Consider the following 21,895-nt stretch of genomic DNA (forward strand, 5'->3'; position numbering starts at 1 on the left):
TCGTCTGCGGGTCCGGTGGGGCTTCTCGCGCAGTTCCCCGCGCCCCTGAAATGCATGGCGCTTCGCGCCGCATTTCCCCGATGGGGCACCGCCCCGATGGAGATCGCGCACGAAGTGCGCATCTCCAGGGGCGCGGGGAACTGCGCGACCAGCCCCCACCGGGCCCGCACCCGGTGACGAAGAAGCGTAGCTACGGCGCATCGCGGGTCGCGCGGGACGCATACGCTCTGACGTCCGCGTCAGCGTCCCGCACCGCCCGCGCCAGCGCATCCCGCGCGGCGGAGGAGACGCCCACATGGCGCCGTAGGGCGAGGACCGCGGCCTTGCGGACATCGGCGTTGGCGTCGGCCAGCACCTCGGCGAGCGCCCGCACGGCAGGGCCCGCCGCGGCGGAGCCCAGCGCCGTGGCCGCGCCCGCCCGGACCTGCCAGGCCGGGTCGGCGAGAGCCGCCACGGCCAGGTCGGTGTGCGCGGGAGGGCACCCCACGGCCCCGAGCGTGCCGAAGGCCGCCGCGCGGACCAGGGCGTCCGGGTCGCCGAGCAGCGGGTCCAGCGCGTCGGGCGCGGCGAGACCGCGGGCGACGGCGACCCGTACCTCGCGCGCCGGGTCGGTGCGGGCCGAGGCCAGGGTGTCCTGGGCGTCGACGGAGACCAGGGCGCGGACGGCGGCGATCCGGACCTCGATGCCGGGGTCGTCGAGCAGTCGGAGGTAGGCGTCGGCGGCGCCCAGGCGCAGGGCGCGCAGGACGTCCAGGGCGGTGGCCCGCACCAGCGGATCGGGGGCGTGGAGGGCGCCGGTCAGGGCCGCGGCGAGCTCGGGCTCCCGCGGCAGGACCTCGACGAGTTCTCGCAGCGAGGCGCAGGCGGTGGCGCGTACGCCGGGGGAGTCGTCGGCGAGTGCGCCGGCCAGGGCGGTGCCCGCGCCGGGCGGCGCGGTCTCGGTGAGGGTGGCGACGGCGGCCCGGCGCACGGTGGCGTCGGGGTCGGTCAAGTAGGGGGTGAGGTCGGCGAGTTCGAGGTCGCGTTCGGCCAGGGCGTTGAGTTCGAGGAGGCGAGGCGAGCGGGAGGCGGCGGGTTCGTCGGGCCGGGCGGATTCCCGGGGCGCGGCGGAGCCGGTCGGCGCGATGTCGCGGGCGCCCGCCGTGGCGACCGGCAGGGGGTGCACCTCGCCGAGGTGCCGGGACGGGCCGCCGGGCGGGGTGAACTCGTCGACGGGGACGACGTAGGGCTCGACGGGGCGCGCCGTGAACTCCATGGCGCCGGAGGGGGACTTGCGCAGATCAAGGTGGTGCAGCCAGCCGGAGTCGTCGCGCCCGGGGTGGTCGGTGCGCTGGTGGTAGAGCCCCCAGCGGGACTCGGTGCGGGCCAGCGAGGAGCGGGCGGCCATCTCCGCGCAGTCGCGGATGAAGGAGACCTCGGCGCAGCGCATGAGTTCGTGCGGGGTGAGGGCGCCCATGGCGGCGATGTCGGCGCGCATCCGCTCGAAGTGCTCCAGGGCGAGCGAAAGGCGGGCACCGGACTTGGGCGGCGCCACGTAGTCGTTCACGAAGCGGCGCAGCTTGTACTCGACCTGGGGCTGCGGCGGGCCGTCCGGGTGGCGCAGCGGACGGTAGATCAACTCGTGGGCGGCGCGCAGCTGATCGGGCGGCAGCTCGCCCTCGTAGGCCGCGTACCGCGAGGCGTCGCCGCCCGCCAGGTCGCCGAAGACGAAGGCGCCGATCATGTAGTTGTGCGGGACGCAGGCGAGGTCGCCGGCGGCGTACAGGCGGGGCACGGTGGTGCGGCCGTGGTCGTCGACGCGGACGCCGGACGCGGAGTGGCCGCCGCACAGGCCGATCTCGGAGATGTGCATCTCCACGTCGTGGGTGCGGTAGTCGTGGCCGCGGCCCGCGTGGAAGGTGCCGCGGGTGGGGCGTTCGGTGGAGTGCAGGATGCCTTCGAGGGCGGCGACGGACTCCTCGGGCAGATGGCTGAGCTTGAGGTAGACCGGGCCCCGGTCGGAGGCGACCTCGGCCGCGAACTCCGCCATCATCCGGCCCGACCAGTAGTCGGAGTCGACGAAGCGTTCGCCGTGCCGGTTGACCTGGTAGCCGCCGAAAGGGTTGGCGACGTAGGCGCAGGCCGGGCCGTTGTAGTCCTTGATGAGCGGGTTGATCTGGAAGCACTCGATGCCGGTCAGCGTGGCGCCCGCGTGGTAGGCCATGGCGTACCCGTCGCCCGCGTTCGTGGGGTTCTCGTAGGTGCCGTACAGGTAGCCGGAGGCGGGCAGGCCGAGGCGGCCGCAGGCGCCGGTCGCGAGGATCACGGCGCCCGCCCGGACGGTGACGAACCGGCCGGTGCGGGTGTGGAAGCCCGCCGCGCCGACCGCGCGGCCCTCGGCGGTGAGGACCCGGACGGGCATGACGCGGTTCTCGATGCGGATGCGTTCGCGCATCTCGCGCCGCCGCAGTTGCCGGTAGAGGACCTTCTTGACGTCCTTGCCCTCGGGCATGGGCAGCACGTACGAGCCGGACCGGTGCACTTGGCGGACCGCGTACTCGCCGTGCTCGTCCTTCTCGAACTTCACGCCGTACGACTCCAGGCGCTGGACCATGGCGAAGCCGCGGGTGGCGGTCTGGCGGACGGTGGACTGGTCGACGACGCCGTCGTTGGCGCGGGTGATCTCGGCGACGTAGTCGTCGGGTTCGGCCCGGCCGGGCACGACCGCGTTGTTGACGCCGTCCATGCCCATGGCCAGGGCGCCGGAGTGGCGGACGTGCGCCTTCTCCAGGAGCAGCACGTCCGCGCCGCGCTCGGCGGCGGTCAGCGCGGCCATGGTTCCTGCGGTGCCGCCCCCGATCACGAGGACGTCGCAGGTCAGTTCCTCGGCGTCGGCGAGTGCGGGGATGTCCATGGCGGGGCCTTTCACGACAGCGGGGCTTCTTCGGGGGTGCGCGCGCCGCGTTCGCTGCGCGCGCCGAGCGCGGACAGGACGGTGCGGCGCAGTGCGGTGGTGGCGGGGGCGTCCCGGGCGGTCCGTTCGCGCGGGTGCGGCACGTCGTGGACGGCGGTGAGCCGACCCGCGTCGAGGAGGGCGACCCGGTCGCCGAGGAACAGGGCCTCGTCGACGTCGTGGGTGACGAAGACGACACTCGCGCGGGTGTCGCGCCACACGTCGACGAGCAGGTCCTGCATGCCGGCGCGGGTCCGTGCGTCGAGTGCGCCGAACGGCTCGTCCATGAGGACGGCACGCGGCGCCCCGGCCAGCGCACGGGCCAGCTGGACGCGCTGGCGCTGCCCGCCGGAGACCTGGTGCGGCAGCCGCCGCTCCAGGCCGTCGAGCCCGACCCGCGCCAGCCAGTGCGCGGCCCGCTCGCGGCGGGCGGCCCGGCCGTGTCCGGCGATGGCGAGCGGGAGTTCGACGTTGGCGCGCAGCCCGCGCCAGGGCAGCAGGGCGTCCTCCTGGAAGACCAGGGCGCGGTCGGCGCCGGGCCCGCGCACGGGTGCGCCGTCCACGGTGACCTGGCCGCCGAGCGGCGGGAGCAGTCCGGCGAGGGTGCGCAGCAGGGTCGACTTGCCGCAGCCCGAGGGGCCGACGACGGTCAGCACCTGCCCGGGGTCGACGTCCACACTCACCCCGGCCAGGGCGGGGGCGCCGGGCCGGCCGAGCGTGGCGTCGCGCAGGGCGATGCGGGCCCCGGAGTCAGACGAGGTGGGTGGCACGGATGCTCGCCCCCTTCGGGTGCGGGGTGGTGGGGGTGCGGCCCGGCAGCCGGCGGGTGACCCGGCGTCCGGCCAGCTCCACCGCGGTCGAGGTCGCCCAGCCGAGCACCCCGATGGTGGCCATGCCGACGAACACGCCCGGGTAGTCGACGACCGTGTAGTCCTGCCAGGTGCGGTACCCGACGCCGTACTCGCCGGAGATCATCTCGGCGGAGATCACGCAGATCCACGAGACGCCGATGCCGACGGACAGGCCGCCCAGGATGCCGGGCAGCGCCCCGGGCAGGACGACCGAGCGCAGCACCCGCCACCGCCCGCCGCCCATGGTGCGCACGGCCTCCTCCCACACGGGGGTGAGGGCGCGCACGGCGTGCCGGGTGGCGACGAGGACGGGGAAGTAGGCGGCGACACCGGTGATGAAGACGATGCCCTGCTCGTTGCTGGGGAACAGCAGGATCGCGACGGGCACGAGCGCGATCGCCGGGATCGGCCGGACCACTTCGAGCAGCGGCCCGAGCAGGTCCTCGGCGACCCGGGAGCGGGCCACGGCGGTGCCGGTGGCGACGCCCGCGAGCGCGGCGAGCAGGAAGCCGGTGACGATCCGCCGCAGGCTGTCGGTCACGTCCTGCCAGTACGCGCCGGTGCCGAGCCGGGCGCCGAAGGCGTGCGCGACGTCGGTGACGGTGGGGAACTGGGAGAACCGCAGCCAGACGTCGACGTCGAGCGAGGTGAGCACCTGCCAGGCGCCCAGGGCACAGGCGAGCGAGGCGAGCCGGAGCGCGGCCCGCGCGGCCCGGTTCACGCGGCGGCCCGCTTCAGGGCGTCCGCGTACGAGGCGAGCAGGCGGGCCCCGGCGTGACCGGAGACGTACGCGCGCGCTCCCGACGGGGTGACGAACGGGACGAGGCGCTCGCCGTCCGCGACCCACACGGCGCGGTCGGCGAACCAGAGCGTGCCGGTGCGGGCGTCGGGCACGTACGCGGCGCGGACCTCGGAGCGGTGGGCGGCGACGTGGCGCAGCAGCGCGGTGGGAGTGCCGAACTCCAGGGTGCGCGAGGCGCCCTTGGGCCACACCTCGGAGCGGGCCGGCGGCGGCGTCGCGGACAGCCGCCGGGCGTAGGAGCCGGCGCCGAGGGCGCGGCGCGCGTACCGGTCGTCGACGAACGCGTCGACGTCCACGTCACCGACGAGTTTCGCCGACTTCAGGACCGGCACGTCCTTCTTCAGGGCGGCGACGAGCCGGGGCTTGAGCGCCGGGTCGAAGGTGGCGATGCCGTGGGCGCCGTTGTAGAGGTAGACGACCTCCGCCGGCAGGCCCGTGGCGCGGGCGACCTTCTCGGCGGCGGGCACCGGATGCTCGTCCAGGTAGTCCGTCGCGGCGGCCTGCGCCTTCAGGAACGCCTCCAGGACGGTGGGGCGCTTCTTCGCGAAGTCCGCGCGGGCGGTGACGCCGTGGAAGGTCGGCAGGTTCAGCTCGGCTCCGTCGTAGAGCGCCTTCGCCTTGCCCTGGTGCGCGAGCAGTCCGGGCCAGGCCACGAACTGCGACAGGGCGTCCACGCTGCCCGCGGTGAGCGCCGAAGCCCCCACCGCGGGCTGCTGGTTGAGTTTCTCGACGTCGTGGTCGGGGTCGATCCCGGCGCGTCGCAGGGCGCGCACGAGGGTGCCGTCGGCGGCCGACCCGATGCTGGTGGAGACCTTTCTGCCGCGCAGGTCGGACAGCGACGCGAGCTTCGAACCGGGCGCGGTCACCACGGTGTTGAGGCCGCCGCGCAGGTTGTAACCGGTGACGGAGACCAGCTTCGTGGGGCGGCCCAGCTGGGCGCCGCGGGCCGCGTTGAGCAGCAGCGGGAAGTCACCCATCGACCCGATGTCGATCTTCCCGGCGGTCATCTGGGCGGTGATCGGGGCGCCCGTCGCGTAGTCCTGCCACTTCACCTCGTACGTGACTCCGTCCCGCGCGCCGAGCGCCTTCAGTTCCCGTTCGAAGGTGCCGAGGGAGCGCAGCAGGGTGCCTGCGGTGACGGTGTTGACGGTCTTGGACTGGTAGCCGACGGTCACGGTGACCGTCGAGTCGTCGCCGGCCGACGCGGCGCCGCAGGCGGCCAGCGGGGCGAGCAGGGCGAGCGTCGCCGCCGTGCGGGCGACTGCCGTGTGTCTCATGGGAGTTCGGGCCTCTCACCGGAGCAGATAGGGCATGTTGACCGTGACGGCTCCGGTGGGACAGCGGGCCGCGCACGGGCCGCAGTACCAGCACTCGTCGACGTGCATGTAGGCCTTGCCGCTGTCGTGGTGGATGGCGAGGGAGTCCAGCGGGCACATGTCGACGCACAGGGTGCAGCCGTCGATGCACTTCGACTCGTCGATGGTCACGGGCACGTCGGCCCGCTGGGGCGCCAAGGGCATGGCTGTCTCCAGGGAAGGGCGGAAAAGAAGCGGGGTGCGGCAGGGGTGCGTCAGAGGGCGCGGGGCAGCCTGCCGCTCATGGTGATGCGATCGCCGCGGAAACGGATGAACTCCAGGTCGACGGGGCGGCCGTCGGCCAGGTGCGTGAGGCGTTCCAGCATCAGCACGGCGGCGCCGCGCGGGGCCTGGAGCACGGCCGCGGAGTGCGCGTCGGCGGTGACGGCCTCCAGGGTGATGTCGGCGTGGCCGAGCGGCTGTCCGGTGAGGGACTCCAGGAGGCGGAACACGTCGGTGTTCTCCAGGTCGGCGCCGAGGAGTCCGGCGCCGATGTCGAGCGGTACGTAGGTGAGGTCGAGGGAGAGTGGCAGCCCGCCGAGGCGGCGCAGCCGTTCGATGTAGAGGACGTCGGTGTCCGGGGGCAGCCGGAGCCGTTCGGCGACCGGGGCGGGAGCGGTGACGGGGCCCATCGTGCGGACCTCGTTGGTGACCGGGCCGTGCTCGCGCAGGGTCTCGGCGAGTCCCCTCAGCCGGTCGATGCCGTGGGCGTACTTGCGGGCGCACACGGTCGTGCCGACCCCGGCTCTGCGCTCCACGAGTCCCTCGGCGCGCAGCAGGTCGAGCGCCTGGCGGACGGTGTTGCGCGAGGCGCGGTAGTCGGCGCCGATGGACTCCTCGTGCGGCAGGGCGCCGTCCGGGAAGCGGCCCGCGAGGATCTGGTGGCGCAGCAGGTCGGCGAGCTGCCGGGCCTGGTCGGCACGGAGTCGCCGGCGGCGGGCGGCGACGGTGGTCGCTCCGGCTCCGGTGGATTCTCGTACGCGGTCTGCGGCGGGCATGCGACGGACGATAGCCGGGGGCGCGGGGTGGTGGTGTTGCCGCTTTATTGCGCCATCGCGGGGTGCCATGGGTGGGGCCCTGACCTGCGGTGCGGCGCCCGTCCCGGGGGGTTCCGCCACCTCGTCCGGGTGCGGGCCGGTGGGGCTTCTCGCGCAGTTCCCCGCGCCCCTGAAATGCATGGCGCTTCGCGCCGCATTTCCCCGATGGGGCGCCGCCCCGATGGAGATCGCGCACGAAGTGCGCATCTCCAGGGGCGCGGGGCTGTGTCCGATCAGCGACTCCGTCGCGGGGCGCGACCGGCAAGCCCCTGGGGCGCACGGAGTGTGCCTTCAGGGGCGCGGGGAACTGCGCGATCAGCCCCCACCGGGCCGCACCCGGCGACGAAACCGACGGAGTTACGGCGTGACCGGAGCCGGGACGATGCGTCCCGTGACCTCGCCCAGGCCCACCCGGGTCCCCCCGGGCCCAGGGGCCCACGCGCTCAGGGTGACGACATCCCCGTCCTCCAGGAACCCCCGCTCAACCCCATCGGAGAGCTTCAGCGGCCGCGTCCCGTTCCAGGTCATCTCGATGAGCGACCCGCGCTCGTTCTCCTCGGTCCCCGAGATCGTGCCGGACCCGTACAGGTCACCGGTCCGCAAGGAGGCCCCGTTGACCGTCATGTGGGCCAGCATCTGCGCGCCGGTCCAGTACATGCCCGAGAAGGGCGGCTCGGAGACGACCTCGCCGTTGAGGGAGACCGTGATGCGCAGGTCGTATCCGGCGGGCTCGGCGTCCGGGCCCGAGTCGTCCAGGTACGGCAGCAGCGGAACGGTCCGCTCCGGCGCGGCCACCCGCGCCGCGTCCAGCGCGTCGAGCGGCGTGATCCACGCGGAGACGGACGTGGCGAAGGACTTGCCGAGGTGCGGGCCCAGCGGCACGGTCTCCCAGTTCTGGATGTCGCGGGCCGACCAGTCGTTGAGCAGGCAGATGCCGAAGACGTGGTCCCGGTACGCGGCCAGCGGCACCGACGTGCCCTGCGCGGACGGGGTGCCGACGACGTAACCGACCTCGGTCTCGATGTCGAGGCGGACGGACGGGCCGAAGACCGGCGCCGGGTCCGCGGGAGCCTTGCGCTGCCCGGAGGGGCGGACGACATCGGTGCCGGAGACCACGACCGTGCCGGCGCGGCCGTGGTACCCCACCGGCAGGTGCTTCCAGTTGGGCTTCAGCGGCTCCTCGTCCGGGCGGAACAGGCGCCCCAGGTTGGAGGCGTGGTTCTCCGACGCGTAGAAGTCGACGTAGTCCGCGACCTCGAACGGGAGGTGCAGGTCGACCGAGTCGAGCGGGTGGAGATGCGCGCGGACGGTCTCGCGGTGGGCCGGGACCGTCACCCAGCCGGTCAGCGCGCGCCGCACGTCCGACCAGGCGGTGCGGCCCGCCGCCAGCAGCGGGTTGAGGTTCGGCCGGGCCAGCAGGGCGCCGTAGGGGGAGCCGAGCGCGGCGGCGACGGCGCCCGCGTCCAGGACGTGGTCGCCGAGGCGGACGCCGACGCGGGGCTCCTGTCCCGCGGGCGAGAAGACGCCGTACGGGAGGTTGTGGGCGCCGAAGGGGTGGCCTTCGGGGAGGTCGAACGGGTCGAGCGGGGTGTGCTCGGACGTGGCTGCGGGTGCCATGCCTACGGGCCTCACTTTCCATTCGGGGTGGGCCAGCCACACGTTACGTGGGAGAACGGCGTTCGGGCAGTGCCTGCGTCATCGAGCCGTGACGGGCCCGGCGGGCGCCGAAGCGGCGAGGATGGGCCGGGAGAAACCGAGGAAGGCGAGGGACGGAACATGGAGCTCGAACTGCTGCCACTGGTCGGCGCCGGGCCACTGCGGCTCGGCATGCCGGCACGGGAGGCGTGCGACGCGGTCCGGGCGTGGGGCCCGCTGCGGGTCGCCTCCGCCGACCCGGAACCGGGCCAGATCCTGCTCAGCCACGACGCCTCGGGCCTGAACATGGTGCTGGGCTTCACCCGGGGCGCGCTGAGCGGTGTCGAACTGTTCCGCTTCCTGGACGAGGACGCCGACGTCCGGGTGCTCCTCGACGGCCTCGACGTCTTCCGCACCCCGAGCGCGGACCTCTTCGAGCAGCTCGCCGAGCGGGGCCACGAGATCACCGAGAACGACCTCGGCTTCGACGAACTCCCGCGCCTGAAGATCGCCCTCGCCAACCAGAGCAGCCACGCCCACCCCGTGGACGAGGACGGCGACCCCCTCCACTACGACTACGTGCGCCTCGCCGGCCAGAACTGACGGCTTCGAGGATGACGTATTACCCGGACCTGTCGCCTTACGAGTACGCCGGTCCTGAGCCCGGCGTCGTCAACGTCGGATGGCTCGACAAGGAACACCCCTTCCGCACCGGCGCCGTTCCGGACGAGGTCGTCGATCGGCTGTACGGGCTGCTCGACGACGTGGTGAACGTGTACCGGGGAATGCACTTCTGCGACTTCTGCCGGACACTCGACGAAGCCGGGGAGAAGAACTACTTCCGCGGAAAGTTCCTCGGCACAGGCGAACTCCGGGTGGCGGGCGAAGGAACGGTCTACGCGGCCCCCTGCCTGGTTCTGCACTACATCGTGGACCACGGCTACAGTCCACCGGACGAGTTTCAACTGGCCCTGCTCTGACCCGGAGGACGCTGTGGAGAGCCCCGCCCTGCGCAGGCTCCGCGTGCGCCGGGAGCGGGCGGCTCTCGTGGTCGTCGAGGCGGGGCTCGGGGAGTTGTGGACCGGGCGCGGTCTGTCGGTGGACGAGGAGCCGGGCTGGGCCCGGGCCGCGATCGAGCGGGCCTGGTCGGTGCACGCGGAGCCGGACGCCCTGCTCCGCGACGACTCCCCGCCCGACGTGCTCGACGCGTGGATCGAGGCCCGGCTCGCCGCGTACGGCATCGGTGGCGCCGTCCACGTGGCGAGCCATGTGCGCCCGCGCCCCTGGCTGGAGTGCCGGCTGCCCGCGACGGGCTGGGCGGAGCGGGTGCGGGGCGCGGTCGAGGAGCCCTGGATGTTCCTGTCCGGCGCGCTCGACCGGCTCGTGATCGTCTGCGAGGCGGAGTACCACTTCGCGTGCCACGCCGCCTCGGTCTGACCCCTTCGAAGGACCCCTTCCGAGGGCGCCCACGCACCCCTGGCGTGATCCGTATTCTTCGGCCCATGGCCGCCAACGCATATGCCCTCATCGCCACCGACCTGGACGGAACGCTGCTGCGCGGCGACGACACGGTCTCCGACCGGACCCGCCGCGCGCTCGCCCGGGCCACCGCGACGGGGGCCCGGCACATCGTCGTGACGGGCCGGCCCGCGCCCCGCGTCAAGGACCTCCTCGACAGCCTCGGCGGCGGCGGGCTCGCGGTGTGCGCGCAGGGGGCGCAGCTCTACGACGCCGAGACGGACCGGCTGCTCTGGTCCCGCACGCTCGACCGGGAGCTGTCCGAGCAGGCGCTCGGGAAGATCGAGGCGGAGGTCGGCCAGGTCCACGCGGCCGTAGACCAGGACGGCGTCGACGGCCTGACGCTGATCGAGCCCGGGTACCGGATGCCGCACCCCACGCTCCCGGCGCAGCCCGTGTGGCACCGCAGCGAGTTGTGGGAGCGGCCCATCAGCAAGGTGCTGCTGCGCCATTCCGAGCTGGGGGACGACGCGCTGGCGGCGGTCGCGCGGGCGGCCGTCGGATCGCTGGCGACGGTCACGATGTCCGGACCCGGCACGGTCGAGCTCCAGCCGCTCGGGGTCACCAAGGCGACGGGCCTCGAACGCGCCGCGGAGCGGCTGGGCGCGGGGCCCGCGGAGACGATCGCCTTCGGTGACATGCCGAACGACGTGCCGATGTTCGGCTGGGCGGGCTGGGGCGTGGCGATGGCCGACGCCCACCCCGAGCTGCTGGCCGTCGCCGACGAGGTGACTGCGTCGAACCAGGACGATGGTGTGGCGGTGACTCTGGAACGCCTGTTCGGGTCCTGATCCGTCTCGTGGCCGGGTGCGACCCGGTGGGGGCTGGTCGCGCAGTTCCCCGCGCCCCTGAAATGCATGCGCTGCGCGCAGCATTTCCCCGACAGGCGAGCGCCCGATGGAGATGCGCACGAAGTGCGCATCTCCAGGGGCGCGGGGAACTGCGCGACCAGCCACGACGAAGCCCGCAGCCGCCCGACGAGGGCACCTCGCACACGAGAAGGCGCCTAACCCGCCACCCGGGGAACCCTCCGCTCCCACGTCCGGTGGAAGACGACCTCGTCCCCGTCCCGGCACACGACCTCGTCGGACGTCACGAACTCCCCAGCCGTACAGGAGATCTCCGACCGCGTGGAGACCCGCGCGTCCCACCCCCGCTCGGCCCGGTGCAGCCGGACCGACCACTCCGAGCGGGCCCGGGCCGACAGCGGGTCGTCCTCCCGCACGACATACGTGTCCCGCCCCTCCTCGGCGTACTCGAGCCCGTCGGGATGGACGCGCACACCCCCGCACCCCGCGACCGCCTCCAGCGTCCACTCGCCCGCGGCCACGTCCCGTACGACGAGGCGTTCGGGCCGCTCCTCCTCGTCCAGGGCGACGGGGCGGACGACGCCGAGCGGCTCGGACTGCTCGGGCTCGCCGAAGGCGGAGGGGAGGGCGGTCGCGGGGTCCTCGGAGCGGACGGGCAGTTCGAGCGCGCTGCCCACCGGGTCGAGGGTGAAGCCGCGCTCGGAGCCGGGCTGCGGCCAGATCCAGGGCCAGTACGCGGAGGACACCGCGAGCCGGATCCGGTGCCCCGCCGGGAACACGTGCCCGATGCCGGCCAGCTCGAACGTGACGTCCTCGGTCATGCCGGGAACCATCGGCACGGTCACCGAACGACCGTGCCGGGACGTGAAGTTGAGGACGCCGCGCGTCACGAGCGTGGAGGATCCGTCGGGGGCGACGTCGCAGAGCCGGGCGACCGCCTGCCCGCGCGGCACGGGCGAGCTGACGCGCAGGCGGACCCGGGGCCGCCCCAGCACCGTGAGGTCCTCCGCCACCTGGAACTCGAAGCACGCCGACTTCGCGTCCTCGTCCCGCTGGTCCGGCGGCAGATCCGCGGCGCCGCCGAGCGGCACGAAGCGGCCCGCGTCCAGGCCGGTCTGCTGCGGCGAGCGCACGAGCACGGGGGAGCCCTGGAGCTCGTACGTGGTCGGGGTGATGTGCGGGGAGGGCCAGGAGGGCTCGCCGACCCAGCGGCCGGGGAGCTCGGCGTAGACGGTGGCGGGCGGGTGGGAGTCGCTGATCCAGGCGCGCAGCTTCGGTTCCTTCGTCACGCCGCTGTCCTCGTCCTTCAGCCAGTGGTCCCACCAGCGCAGCGTCTCCTGGAGGAAGCCGATGCCGGGGCCCGGTGGCCGGCAGCGGTCGGGGTACTGGTGGGACCAGGGGCCGATGATGCCCCGCACCTGGTCGTCGGGGAGCGCGGCCACGAGCCGCAGGACGGTGTCGCGGTACGGGTCGTGCCAGCCGCCGACCGCGAGGACGCCGGCCCGGATCGCTCCCAGGTCCTCGCGGACGGAGCCGCGGCGCCAGTGGTCGTCCCGGGTCTGGTGGGACAGCCAGGTGTGGACGGACGGTTCGACCGCTTCCAGACGCTCGGTCCAGATGTCCTTCCAGCGGTCGCCGACGAACTCCGGGTCCGGCGGCCGGGACACGGACGCGAGCAGCGCCGCCGCCCCCGCGTGCAGGTCGACGGCGAGCACGGAACCACCCAGGTAGTGCCGGTCGTTGTCGTAGCGGTCGTCGGTGGCGCAGACGGTGACGACCGCCTTGAGCGGCTCGGGCGCGAGGGCCGCGATCAGGAGGGAGTTCAGCCCGCCCCACCCGATGCCGAACAGGCCGACCCTGCCGGTGGACCAGGGCTGCCCGGCCAGCCAGTTCACGACCTCGACCCCGTCGGCGAGCTCCTGCGCGCCGTGCTCCTCGCCCGGCAGGCCCTCGGAGTTGCCGTGCCCGCGCACATCGACCCGTACGGAGGCGTAGCCGTGGCCCGCGTACCAGGGATGGCGCTGGTGGTCGCGCGCGGCCGTCCGGTCGGAGAGACGGTGGGGGAGGTACTCCAGCAGGACGGGGACGGGCGCGTCGGTCTCGGGGCGCCACACGCGGGCGAACAGCGTCGTGCCGTCCGGCAGCGGGATCCGGACGTCCTCGTGGGACACGTCGAAGGGCAGGTCGGTGCGGATGCGGGGTGTCGGCGGTTCCGGCGCGGGATCCGTGGCGGTGCGGGACAAGATGGTCACCCCTGGTCGTATCGGCTGATCAGGAACATACCGGGGGCGTCCGAAAGGCGCCTGGGCTGGACAGTCCGGGAAGGCGCCCCCTGTGATCGAAACGCGACCGGATACGCTGACTTGAGTGATGGCAGCGACACATCGACAAACCGTGTCATCGACCGAATGATCGACCGAGTTCGCCATGTGATCGTCATGATCGTCAGCAGACAGGAGACCCACTCGTGACCGTCGTCGGGACTTTCGGTCTTAGCGTTCGGGACCAGGCTCTCGAAGCCGATGTCCAGTCCGGATTGGCGGCTGTCGAGGAGGGACTCCTCGAAGCCACCAAGAGCGAGGTTCCCTTCATCACGGAGGCGGCCCAGCATCTGGTGCGCGCCGGGGGCAAGCGCTTCCGGCCGCTGCTCGTGACGCTCGCCGCGCAGTTCGGCGACCCGTACGCGCCGGGCGTCGTGCCCTCGGCCGTCGTCGTCGAGCTCACCCACCTCGCCACGCTCTACCACGACGACGTGATGGACGAGGCGGACGTGCGCCGCGGCGTGCCCAGTGCCAACCAGCGCTGGGGCAACTCGGTGGCCGTCCTCACCGGCGACTTCCTCTTCGCCCGCGCCTCGCACATCCTCGCCGACCTCGGCCCGGACGCCGTCCGCATCCAGGCGGAGGCGTTCGAGCGCCTCGTCACCGGCCAGATCCTGGAGACCGCGGGCCCGGCCGACGGCCGCGACCCGGTCGACCACTACCTGGACGTGCTCGGCGGCAAGACCGGCTCGCTGATCGCCGTGGCCTGCCGGTTCGGCGCCATGATGTCCGGCGCCGACGAGACGGTCGTCGACGTCCTCACCCAGTACGGGGAGCGGCTCGGCGTCGCCTTCCAGCTCGCCGACGACGTGCTCGACATCGCCTCCGACTCGCACGAGTCCGGCAAGACCCCGGGCACCGACCTGCGCGAGGGCATCCCGACGCTGCCCGTGCTGCGGCTGCGCGAGCGCGCCGAGAAGCTCGGCCTGCCCGAGGACCTGGCGCTCGTCGAGCTGCTCGACTCCGACCTCACCGACGACGCGCGCCACGCCGAGGCCCTCACCCGGCTGCGCGCCCACCCGGCACTCGAACAGGCCCGCCGCGACACGGTGCGCTACGCGGAGGAGGCGCGCTCCGCGCTCGCCCCGCTGCCCGCGTGCGAGGCCAAGTCCGCGCTGGTCGAGCTGTGCGACGCCGTGGTGCACCGGGCCGGCTGAGCCCTCCTCTGCGCCACCCGGAGGGGTTGTGACGCCCCGTGTCATCCCGTAGGCGTACGCGGAGTTGATCCCGGGGTCTGACGTCTTCGCGGTGCCGGTTTGGTCAGATTGAGTCATCCACTCCTTACCGATTCAGGACCGATTCGGGTGAGAATGGCGGCTCGGAGTGGGACACAGACCGACGAGTGCACAGACGGTAGGCCGCCGCCGATCACGGAGGTAGGGCAACAGACATGGCACCGTACGCAGCGGAAGACAGCCACGACGGCGGGGGCGCCGGGCGGCGCAGGGCGGCCCGGTACGCGGTCCCCGTGGCGGTGATCGGGGTGGCCGCGGCGACGATCGGGCTGGTCCCGGCGCTCGCCGACTCGGGCGACCCGGACCTGCCGAAGATCACGGCTCAGGAACTCCTGGAGAAGATCGCGGCCTCGGACACCGAGCAGCTGTCCGGCACCGTGAAGATCCACACCGATCTGGGGCTGCCCGCGCTGGGCGGCGGCGCGGCCGGCATGCTCGGCGGCGCCGGCGGTGAGGGCGGTGGCGAGGGCTCCTCCTCGGCCGACCCGAAGGCGAAGTTCACCGAGCTGGCCACCGGTACGCACACGCTGCGCGTCGCGGCGGACGGCCCGGACCGGCAGAAGCTGTCGATCCTCGACGACGCCGCCGAGTACAGCGTGATCCACAACGGCGGCGACGTCTGGGCCTACGACAGCAGGTCGAACGAGGCGTACCACGCGAAGGACACCGGGAAGCACGACGGCTCCGGTGACCGGGCCAAGCAGCGCGAGGACGAGCTGCCCGCCACGCCGAAGGCGCTCACGGACGAGATCCTCAAGGCGTCCGGCGACACCACGTCGTTCAGCGTGGACGGCACCTCGCAGGTGGCGGGCCGGGACGCGTACCGGCTGCAGATCAAGCCCAAGCAGTCCGGTTCGACGGTCGGCGCGATCACGATCGCCGTCGACGCGAAGACCGGTACGCCGCTGAAGTTCACGCTGACCCCGGCGAGCGGCGGCGCGGCCGTCGTCGACGCGGGCTTCACCGGCGTCGACTTCGGCAAGCCGGCCGCGTCCACCTTCGACTTCAAGCCGGCCAAGGGCACCAAGGTCACCGAGGCCGACGAGCTGAAGGGCAAGGAGCTCAAGGGCCACGAGCTCCCGGGCAAGGGCGAGCGGCCCGGCGACCACCCGCAGCGCGCGCCGAAGGGCGTCGAGGGCGTCGACGGGGCCGAGGGCATGAAGGTCATCGGCGAGGGCTGGACCTCGATCGCCGAGCTGAAGCTGCCGGAGGGCGCGGGCCTCGCGGGAGGCGGCGCGGCCAAGGGCGACGTGCCGGCCGACGCCCAGAAGTTCCTGGACTCGCTGGGTGACAAGGTCAAGGGCGACTTCGGCACGGGCACGGTCTACTCGACCCGCCTGATCAACGTGCTGATCACCGAGGACGGCAAGGCCTACGCCGGAGCCGTCACGAAGGACGCGCTGGTGAAGGCCGCCGAGGCGCGCTGATCCGGAGCGAACCGATGCGGTGCGGGGGTGGGGCGTCACGTCCCGCCCCCGCACTGCGTACATCCGAGGGATCCGAGGGAGAGGCATGGCGACGCCGGTCAGCGGGACCCCGCCGGTCATCGAGACGCACGAGCTCAGCAAGCGGTACCGCGGCGGACAGCTCGCCGTCGACGGGCTGAGCCTGACCGTCCCGCAGGGCGCCGTCTTCGGCTTCCTCGGGCCGAACGGGTCGGGCAAGACGACCACCATCCGCATGCTGATGGGCCTGATCGAGCCGACGTCCGGCGCCGCGCACGTGCTGGGCCGGCCGATGCCCAGGGCGAGCCGGACGGTGCTCCCGCAGGTCGGCGCCCTGATCGAGGGCCCGGCCCTGTACGGCTTCCTCTCCGGCCGGGACAACCTGCTGCGCTACGACGCGGCGGACCCGACGGCCGACCCGCGCACCCGCGGGGCCCGGGTGGGCGCGGCCCTGGACCGGGTGGGCCTGGCCGCTGCCGCGGGCAAGAAGGCGAAGGCGTACTCGCTGGGCATGAAGCAGCGGCTCGGGCTCGCGGCGGCGCTGCTCCAGCCGCGCCGGCTGCTGGTCCTGGACGAGCCGACGAACGGTCTGGACCCGCAGGGCATGCGCGAGATCCGCACCCTGGTGCGGGAGCTGGCCTCCGACGGCACGACCGTCTTCCTGTCCTCGCACCTGCTCGACGAGATCGAACAGGTCTGCACGCACGCGGCCGTGATGACGCGCGGCCGGCTGATCACCCAGGGCCCGGTCGCGGAGCTCGCGGCGGGCGCCCGCGGCACGCTCACCGTCACCACACCCGACGCGGCGGACGCGGCCCGCGTCCTGAAGGAGCACGGGATCACGGTCCTGGAGAGCGCCGACGACCGGGTCACCGCCGACCCGCCGCCCCCGGAGACGGACCTGGCGGATCTGAACGCGGCGCTGGTCGCCGCGGGAGTACGCGTACGGGGCTTCGGGGTCGAGCGGGCCTCGCTGGAGGACGCCTTCGTGGCGCTGACCGGGGAGGGCTTCGATGTCGCGGGCTGAGACGACGGCGGCGCCGGCGGTGCGGGCGAGCCGCTTTTGGTGGACGTTCGGACTGTTCCGCAGCGAGCTGGTCATGACGTTCCGGCGCTGGCGCACGCTCGCCCTGCTCGCCGTCCTGGCCGGGGTGCCGATCCTCATCGGCGTCGCGGTGAGGATCGAGACGAGCGGCGGCTCGGGGGTCGGCGGGGGAGGGCCCGAGGGCGGCGGCCCCGCGTTCATCGCGCAGATCACGAACAACGGGCTGTTCCTGGTGTTCACGGCGCTGGCCGCGACGCTCCCGTTCTTCCTGCCGATGTCGGTCGGGGTGATCGCGGGCGACGCGGTGGCGGGCGAGGCCAGTGCGGGCACCCTGCGCTACCTCCTGGTGGCCCCGGCAGGGCGCACCCGGCTGCTCCTGACCAAGTACGCGACGACCATGACGTTCTGCCTCGTGGCGACGCTCGTGGTGGCGGTGTCGGCGCTGGTCACCGGGGCGATCCTGTTCCCGCTCGGCGACCTGACGACCATCTCGGGCACCACGATCGGCTTCGGCGAGGGCCTGGGCCGGGCTTTCCTGATCGCCGTCGCCGTGGCGCTGTCCCTCGTCGGCATCGCCGCGCTCGGCCTGTTCGTCTCGACGCTGACGAACAGCGGGATCGCGGCGATGGCCACCACCGTCGGCCTGCTGATCACGGTCCAGATCCTCGACCAGATCCCGCAGCTGCACGCGATCCAGCCGTACTTCTTCTCGCACTACTGGCTGTCCTTCGCCGATCTGATGCGCGAGCCGGTCTACTGGACCGAGCTCGTCAAGAACCTCGAACTGCAGGCCCTGTACGCGGCGGTCTTCGGCTCGGCGGCCTGGGCCCGCTTCACGGCGAAGGACATCACCGCCTGATCAGTCCTGCGCGTACGGGTACCGCGCGAGGGGAGCGTCCTGGGCGAAGAAGGTCTTGGCGCGGGTCAGCGCGGCGGTGTCGGTGAGGACGTCGCCGGGCTTGCTGCCGTTGCCGAGCAGGACGCCGCCGAAGCGCATGCCGAGGTACGCCGCCGAGTTGTTCAGCGTGCCGACCAGCGGGTCGGCGACGACCTCCTCGGTGTGGGCGAGCGCGGTCACGCCCCACAGGGTGCGCCCGTCGAGCGTGTCCTTGAAGTCGACGCCGGGGGTGCGCAGCCAGCCCGACCAGTGGTCGAGGTAGCGCTTGGTGGCCGTGGAGACCGAGTACCAGTACAGCGGCGAGACGATCACGATGTCGGTCGCGGCGAGGGTGGCGTCGAGCAGCAGGGCGGTCGCGCCCTCGCGCGGCCGTACGTGGTCGCTGTCGTGCCGCAGGTCCTCGAACTCGGGCAGGCGGTGCTCGGAGAGGTCGATCCAGGTCTGTCCGGTGCTCGGCGGCAGCTGCTCCGCGGCCTTGCGGGCGAGGATCTCGGAGTTGCCGCCGGAGCGGCTGCTGCCGAGCACGAACAGGAAATTGCGGTCGGACATGGCTCCCCCAGGGACGCAGAACACTGTTACTTGCATACGCAGTATATGCAGATGCATGAAAAAGGGGGGAGCTTTTCCCGGGCGGGCCCGCGCGGTGCGCCCGACTCACCGCACGCCGACTCACCGCCCGCCGACTCACTGCACGTCGAACTCGTTCCCCTCCGGGTCGGTCATCGCCACCCAGGAGCCGCCCTTCTCCTTGAACTCGCCGACGGTGCGCGCCCCGAGCCCGGTCAGCCGCTCGACCTCGGCGGCCCGCCGCTCGGCGCCCACGTGCAGGTCGATGTGCAGCCGGTTCTTGCCGGACTTCGCCTCCGGGACGCGCTGGAAGAGGATCCGCCGCCCGAGCCCGGTGCCGCTCTCCTCGTCCACCCGGTCCTCGGGGTGCCGTACGGCCACCAGGTCGCGGAACGCGCGCCGCCCCCAGCGCTCCACCGTGTCGCCCTCGTCGAGCGCCCCGAACCCCAGCAGCCTTCCGATCAGCGCCGCGTTGTCCTCGATCTCGTAGCCGAGGGCGGCGGCCCAGAACTCGGCCTGGGCGTGCGGGTCGGCGGCGTCGACGACGAGCTTCCAGTCATAGGTCATGTGACCAGTTATAGGGCGGCAAGAGGACAGAACGAGGACGCGTGAGCGCATCGGCTCACTTACGATGATCTTCGCTCGCGCGGCCGGGGGGTCGGCGGGCGGCGGCGGACGCCAGGGGGGTGACGCCGCACGGGGGCTTGGGACATGTGCAGCCTTGGGGGGCGCGTGATGTCGGGAAGACGTTGGATAGGCCCAGTGGTGACGCTGGCCGTCGTGCTGGGCGGGATCGGATCGATCGCCGCCTGGTTCATGTCCACCGAGGGCTATCTGCCGGGGGACGCCATGGTGCGGTCCTGGTCGGCTCCGGAGGACCGCTCGGGGGCGGTCGGATCGGGCGACGACGACTGGGTCGTCGGTGACGTGGCCGTCCGCAGCAAGGGCGACGCGGTGACCGGGTTCGGGCTCACCGGAGGGCGCCAGGGCGAGCGGCTCTGGGAGTACGTGCCACCGGGCCGGGGCGAGATCTGCGGCACCGCGGAGCACGCCGGCGCGGGGACCGTCCTGGTCGCCCGGGGCGCGGCCGGCGGCGACGTCGCCGGGCGGCCCGGAGCCGGCTGCACGACGATCCTGGCGCTGGACACCAAGGACGGCCGGGAACTGTGGAAGGAAGAGGCGAAGCCCGCCAAGGACTCGTTCGGCGACGCGGTCCCGGGGAGCGCCCCCACCCTGGACGCACGCGGCGACCTCGCCGTGATCGCCCAGGACCGGCGCGGCTCGGAACCCGACGCGCAGGGCAACCCGGTGCGGCAGCAGGGCAAGGGCGACGACGTGACGCTCCGCGGCCTGGACCTGCGCACCGGCAAGCTCCGCTGGACGGCCGAGCTGCCCGACCGGTGCGGGCCGCAGGGCGTCTCCATCGGTGAGAAGCGGGTGTTCGCGGTCCTCTCCTGCGACGCCGGCGGACGCGACAAGCGCGAGGTGTCCGAGCTGACCGTGGCGGCGTTCGACCGCGCGAGCGGCGCCCTGAAGTGGAACGCGCCGATCGACGACCGGCGCCCGCTCGACCCGAAGACCTCGATCGGCATCGAATCGGTCGACCCGCTGGTGCTGTCGGTCGGGGCGGCCCCGGACAATCCGGCGACCAGCAACCCGTCGCCGAGCGAGGCCGGTGTGTTCGTCCCGTTCGACGCGAACGGACGCCCGGGCCCCACCATCGACGCCTCGCGCGACAAGGGCGTGATCAACGCGGGCGACCGGATGCAGACGGCGGTCGCGGGCGACCGGCTCTACGCGCTGTCCGGCTACTGGCGCAAGGGCGACCACGACATCGTCGTCGCCTTCGACCTCAGGACCGGCGAACAGGTCTGGTCGCAGGAGATGGACAACCCGGCCCCGGCCCTGGCCGTGCTCGGCGACCGGGTGACGGTCCTGAACGAGTGGTCCACCCAGTCGGCGGCGATCACCACTCTGGTCGAGCTCGACCCCGACGACGGCGACGAGATCGACGAACGCCACTTCCGGGACGAGGTGCCGGGGCCCGTCGGCGGGATGTACGCGCACGACGGGCAGCTCATCACGGCGAGCCGGGGCGGTGGCGCCCCGTTCACCGCCTACGACCGCTGGTGACCACCGGCACCCGGTCGGCCGTCGGCGCCTAGACCGTCCCGACCGCCTCGTCGGCCGCGCTCTTCCCGGAACCGGAGGGCGCGGTCGCGGCGGCCCGGGCCACGCGGGCCAGCTCGACCCGGCCCGCGCGGGCGGTGCGCAGGGCGTCCCAGGTCAGCAGGATCAGGGCGACCCAGACCAGGCCGAACCCGGCCCAGCGCTCGACCGGCATCTCCTCGTGGAAGTAGACGATGCCGAGCAGGAACTGGAAGACGGGCGCCAGGTACTGGAGCAGACCCAGCGTGGACAGCGGGACGCGGATCGCCGCCGCGCCGAAGCACACCAGCGGGATCGCCGTCACGAGGCCGGTCGACGCGAGCAGCGCGGCGTGCCCCGGGCCCTCGGTGGAGAAGGTGGAACCGCCCTGGGCGGTCAGCCACAGCAGATAGCCGAGCGCGGGCAGGAACTGCACGGCGGTCTCGGCGGCCAGCGACTCCAGACCGCCCAGGTTCACCTTCTTCTTCACGAGCCCGTACGTGCCGAACGAGAACGCGAGGATCAGCGAGATCCACGGCGGGCGCCCGTAGCCGATCGCCAGGACGAGGACCGCGAGGACGCCCGTGCCGACGGCCGCCCACTGCGCGGGCCGCAGCCGCTCCTTGAGGAGCAGGACGCCGAGGGCGATCGAGACCAGCGGGTTGATGAAGTAGCCGAGCGAGGCCTCGACGACATGGCCCGCGTTCACGGCCCAGATGTAGAAGCCCCAGTTCACGGTGATCACGGCCGCGGCGACGGTGACGAGCCCGAGCCGCTTCGGCTGCCGCAGCAGCTCACGCAGCCAGCCCCACTTGCGGACGAAGAGCAGTGCGACGGCGACGACGACCAGCGACCACACCATGCGGTGGGCCAGGATCTCGATCGCCCCGGCGGGCTTGAGCAGCGGCCAGAACAGGGGCACGAGGCCCCACATCCCGTACGCCGCGAATCCGTTGACGAGGCCGATGCGGCTCTCGTTCCTCGCCTGCTGCGCCGCAGACCCTGCCGCCCCGTCCTCCACGGACCCTCCTCAAGACACACGGCAGCCCCGCGGCGGCCATCAAGCAAGGTAGCGCCGCGGGGCGGTCCATGTCATGCCCGTATCGCCATACGGTCCTGACGGACGTTCTCGGAGGTCAGCCGACCACGGTCCAGGTGTCGCCACCGGCGAGGAGTGCGGCGAGGTCGCCCTTGCCGTTCTGCTCGATGGCGGCGTCGAGCTGGTCGGACATCTGGACGTCGTAGACGGGCCGGCGGACGTTGCGGAACACGCCGATCGGGGTGTGGTGCAGGGTGT

Annotated in this window: 20 protein-coding genes and 1 pseudogene; 9 read left to right on the top strand and 12 right to left on the bottom strand. The window is 73.1% G+C overall.

Annotated features, from left to right (window positions below):
* Positions 1-190 precede the first annotated feature (190 nt).
* From ACZ4E1_RS17370 to fahA, 7 genes are all read right to left on the bottom strand, one after another.
* A complete protein-coding gene (locus tag ACZ4E1_RS17370; protein ID WP_467539941.1) occupies positions 191-2,893 on the bottom strand; it encodes a fumarate reductase/succinate dehydrogenase flavoprotein subunit in 2,703 nt (900 codons plus the stop codon).
* Between the two features lie 11 nt (positions 2,894-2,904).
* Entirely contained in the window at positions 2,905-3,702 is a 798-nt protein-coding gene (locus ACZ4E1_RS17375; protein WP_467539942.1) for an ABC transporter ATP-binding protein, read from the bottom strand.
* The gene (locus tag ACZ4E1_RS17380) at positions 3,683-4,504 is read right to left on the bottom strand and encodes an ABC transporter permease (protein WP_467539943.1); all 822 of its coding nucleotides are present in this window, start codon (positions 4,502-4,504) and stop codon (positions 3,683-3,685) included. The genes ACZ4E1_RS17375 and ACZ4E1_RS17380 overlap by 20 nt, the downstream gene beginning before the upstream one ends.
* On the bottom strand, positions 4,501-5,862 hold the full coding sequence (locus tag ACZ4E1_RS17385) for an ABC transporter substrate-binding protein (RefSeq protein ID WP_467539944.1): 1,362 nt from the start codon (positions 5,860-5,862) through the stop codon (positions 4,501-4,503). The genes ACZ4E1_RS17380 and ACZ4E1_RS17385 overlap by 4 nt, the downstream gene beginning before the upstream one ends.
* 15 nt (positions 5,863-5,877) lie before the next feature.
* Entirely contained in the window at positions 5,878-6,105 is a 228-nt protein-coding gene (locus tag ACZ4E1_RS17390) for a 4Fe-4S dicluster domain-containing protein (protein WP_255971869.1), read from the bottom strand.
* Between the two features lie 50 nt (positions 6,106-6,155).
* Positions 6,156-6,938 (bottom strand): GntR family transcriptional regulator, encoded by a 783-nt coding sequence (locus ACZ4E1_RS17395; RefSeq protein ID WP_467539945.1) that lies wholly within the window; start codon positions 6,936-6,938, stop codon positions 6,156-6,158.
* A gap of 396 nt (positions 6,939-7,334) precedes the next feature.
* Positions 7,335-8,594 carry a fumarylacetoacetase gene (gene fahA / locus ACZ4E1_RS17400; RefSeq protein WP_467539946.1) on the bottom strand — a complete coding sequence of 420 codons (1,260 nt, stop codon included), beginning with the start codon at positions 8,592-8,594 and terminating at the stop codon, positions 7,335-7,337.
* A 159-nt stretch (positions 8,595-8,753) separates the two neighbouring features.
* On the opposite strand from fahA, the gene ACZ4E1_RS17405 reads away from it, so the two are divergent.
* The 4 genes from ACZ4E1_RS17405 to ACZ4E1_RS17420 all read left to right on the top strand — a co-directional run bounded on the left by ACZ4E1_RS17405 (position 8,754) and on the right by ACZ4E1_RS17420 (position 10,921).
* Positions 8,754-9,215, top strand: coding sequence for a hypothetical protein (locus ACZ4E1_RS17405; RefSeq protein ID WP_467539947.1), 462 nt, complete (start codon positions 8,754-8,756; stop codon positions 9,213-9,215).
* A gap of 11 nt (positions 9,216-9,226) precedes the next feature.
* Entirely contained in the window at positions 9,227-9,592 is a 366-nt protein-coding gene (locus ACZ4E1_RS17410; RefSeq protein ID WP_467539948.1) for a DUF7919 family protein, read from the top strand.
* 13 nt (positions 9,593-9,605) lie between these two features.
* The gene (locus tag ACZ4E1_RS17415; RefSeq protein ID WP_467539949.1) at positions 9,606-10,049 is read left to right on the top strand and encodes a hypothetical protein; all 444 of its coding nucleotides are present in this window, start codon (positions 9,606-9,608) and stop codon (positions 10,047-10,049) included.
* A 65-nt stretch (positions 10,050-10,114) separates the two neighbouring features.
* Positions 10,115-10,921 (top strand): HAD family hydrolase, encoded by an 807-nt coding sequence (locus ACZ4E1_RS17420; protein ID WP_467539950.1) that lies wholly within the window; start codon positions 10,115-10,117, stop codon positions 10,919-10,921.
* A gap of 215 nt (positions 10,922-11,136) precedes the next feature.
* Here ACZ4E1_RS17420 and ACZ4E1_RS17425 read toward each other — a convergent pair whose 3' ends face one another.
* Positions 11,137-13,134 (bottom strand): CocE/NonD family hydrolase, encoded by a 1,998-nt coding sequence (locus ACZ4E1_RS17425; protein WP_467539983.1) that lies wholly within the window; start codon positions 13,132-13,134, stop codon positions 11,137-11,139.
* A gap of 272 nt (positions 13,135-13,406) precedes the next feature.
* Here ACZ4E1_RS17425 and ACZ4E1_RS17430 point away from each other — a divergent pair, with 272 nt between their 5' ends.
* The 4 genes from ACZ4E1_RS17430 to ACZ4E1_RS17445 all read left to right on the top strand — a co-directional run bounded on the left by ACZ4E1_RS17430 (position 13,407) and on the right by ACZ4E1_RS17445 (position 17,844).
* On the top strand, positions 13,407-14,417 hold the full coding sequence (locus tag ACZ4E1_RS17430) for a polyprenyl synthetase family protein (RefSeq protein ID WP_467539951.1): 1,011 nt from the start codon (positions 13,407-13,409) through the stop codon (positions 14,415-14,417).
* Between the two features lie 233 nt (positions 14,418-14,650).
* The gene (locus ACZ4E1_RS17435; RefSeq protein ID WP_467539952.1) at positions 14,651-15,922 is read left to right on the top strand and encodes a LolA family protein; all 1,272 of its coding nucleotides are present in this window, start codon (positions 14,651-14,653) and stop codon (positions 15,920-15,922) included.
* Positions 15,923-16,007: 85 nt separating this feature from the next.
* Positions 16,008-16,967, top strand: a complete 960-nt coding sequence (locus ACZ4E1_RS17440) for an ABC transporter ATP-binding protein (protein WP_467539953.1) — start codon at positions 16,008-16,010, stop codon at positions 16,965-16,967.
* Positions 16,954-17,844 carry an ABC transporter permease gene (locus ACZ4E1_RS17445; protein ID WP_467539954.1) on the top strand — a complete coding sequence of 297 codons (891 nt, stop codon included), beginning with the start codon at positions 16,954-16,956 and terminating at the stop codon, positions 17,842-17,844. The genes ACZ4E1_RS17440 and ACZ4E1_RS17445 overlap by 14 nt, the downstream gene beginning before the upstream one ends.
* Here the strand turns inward: ACZ4E1_RS17445 and ACZ4E1_RS17450 are convergent, their stop codons facing one another.
* Both ACZ4E1_RS17450 and ACZ4E1_RS17455 read right to left on the bottom strand, forming a co-directional pair.
* Positions 17,845-18,432, bottom strand: a complete 588-nt coding sequence (locus tag ACZ4E1_RS17450; RefSeq protein WP_467539955.1) for a flavodoxin family protein — start codon at positions 18,430-18,432, stop codon at positions 17,845-17,847. It abuts the gene before it with no gap.
* A 135-nt stretch (positions 18,433-18,567) separates the two neighbouring features.
* Entirely contained in the window at positions 18,568-19,017 is a 450-nt protein-coding gene (locus ACZ4E1_RS17455) for a VOC family protein (protein ID WP_188337433.1), read from the bottom strand.
* Between the two features lie 195 nt (positions 19,018-19,212).
* Between ACZ4E1_RS17455 and ACZ4E1_RS17460 the strand changes: the two genes are divergently transcribed.
* Positions 19,213-20,583 (top strand): outer membrane protein assembly factor BamB family protein, encoded by a 1,371-nt coding sequence (locus ACZ4E1_RS17460; protein ID WP_467539956.1) that lies wholly within the window; start codon positions 19,213-19,215, stop codon positions 20,581-20,583.
* Positions 20,584-20,611: 28 nt separating this feature from the next.
* On the opposite strand, the gene rarD is transcribed toward ACZ4E1_RS17460, so the two are convergent.
* Together rarD and ACZ4E1_RS17470 are read right to left on the bottom strand one after the other, a co-directional pair.
* Entirely contained in the window at positions 20,612-21,532 is a 921-nt protein-coding gene (gene rarD, locus ACZ4E1_RS17465) for an EamA family transporter RarD (protein ID WP_467539984.1), read from the bottom strand.
* 202 nt (positions 21,533-21,734) lie between these two features.
* Positions 21,735-21,895, bottom strand: a pseudogene (locus ACZ4E1_RS17470) (2-oxoacid:ferredoxin oxidoreductase subunit beta); the annotation flags it as partial.

This window comes from Streptomyces sp. NPDC025806, from assembly GCF_055558275.1.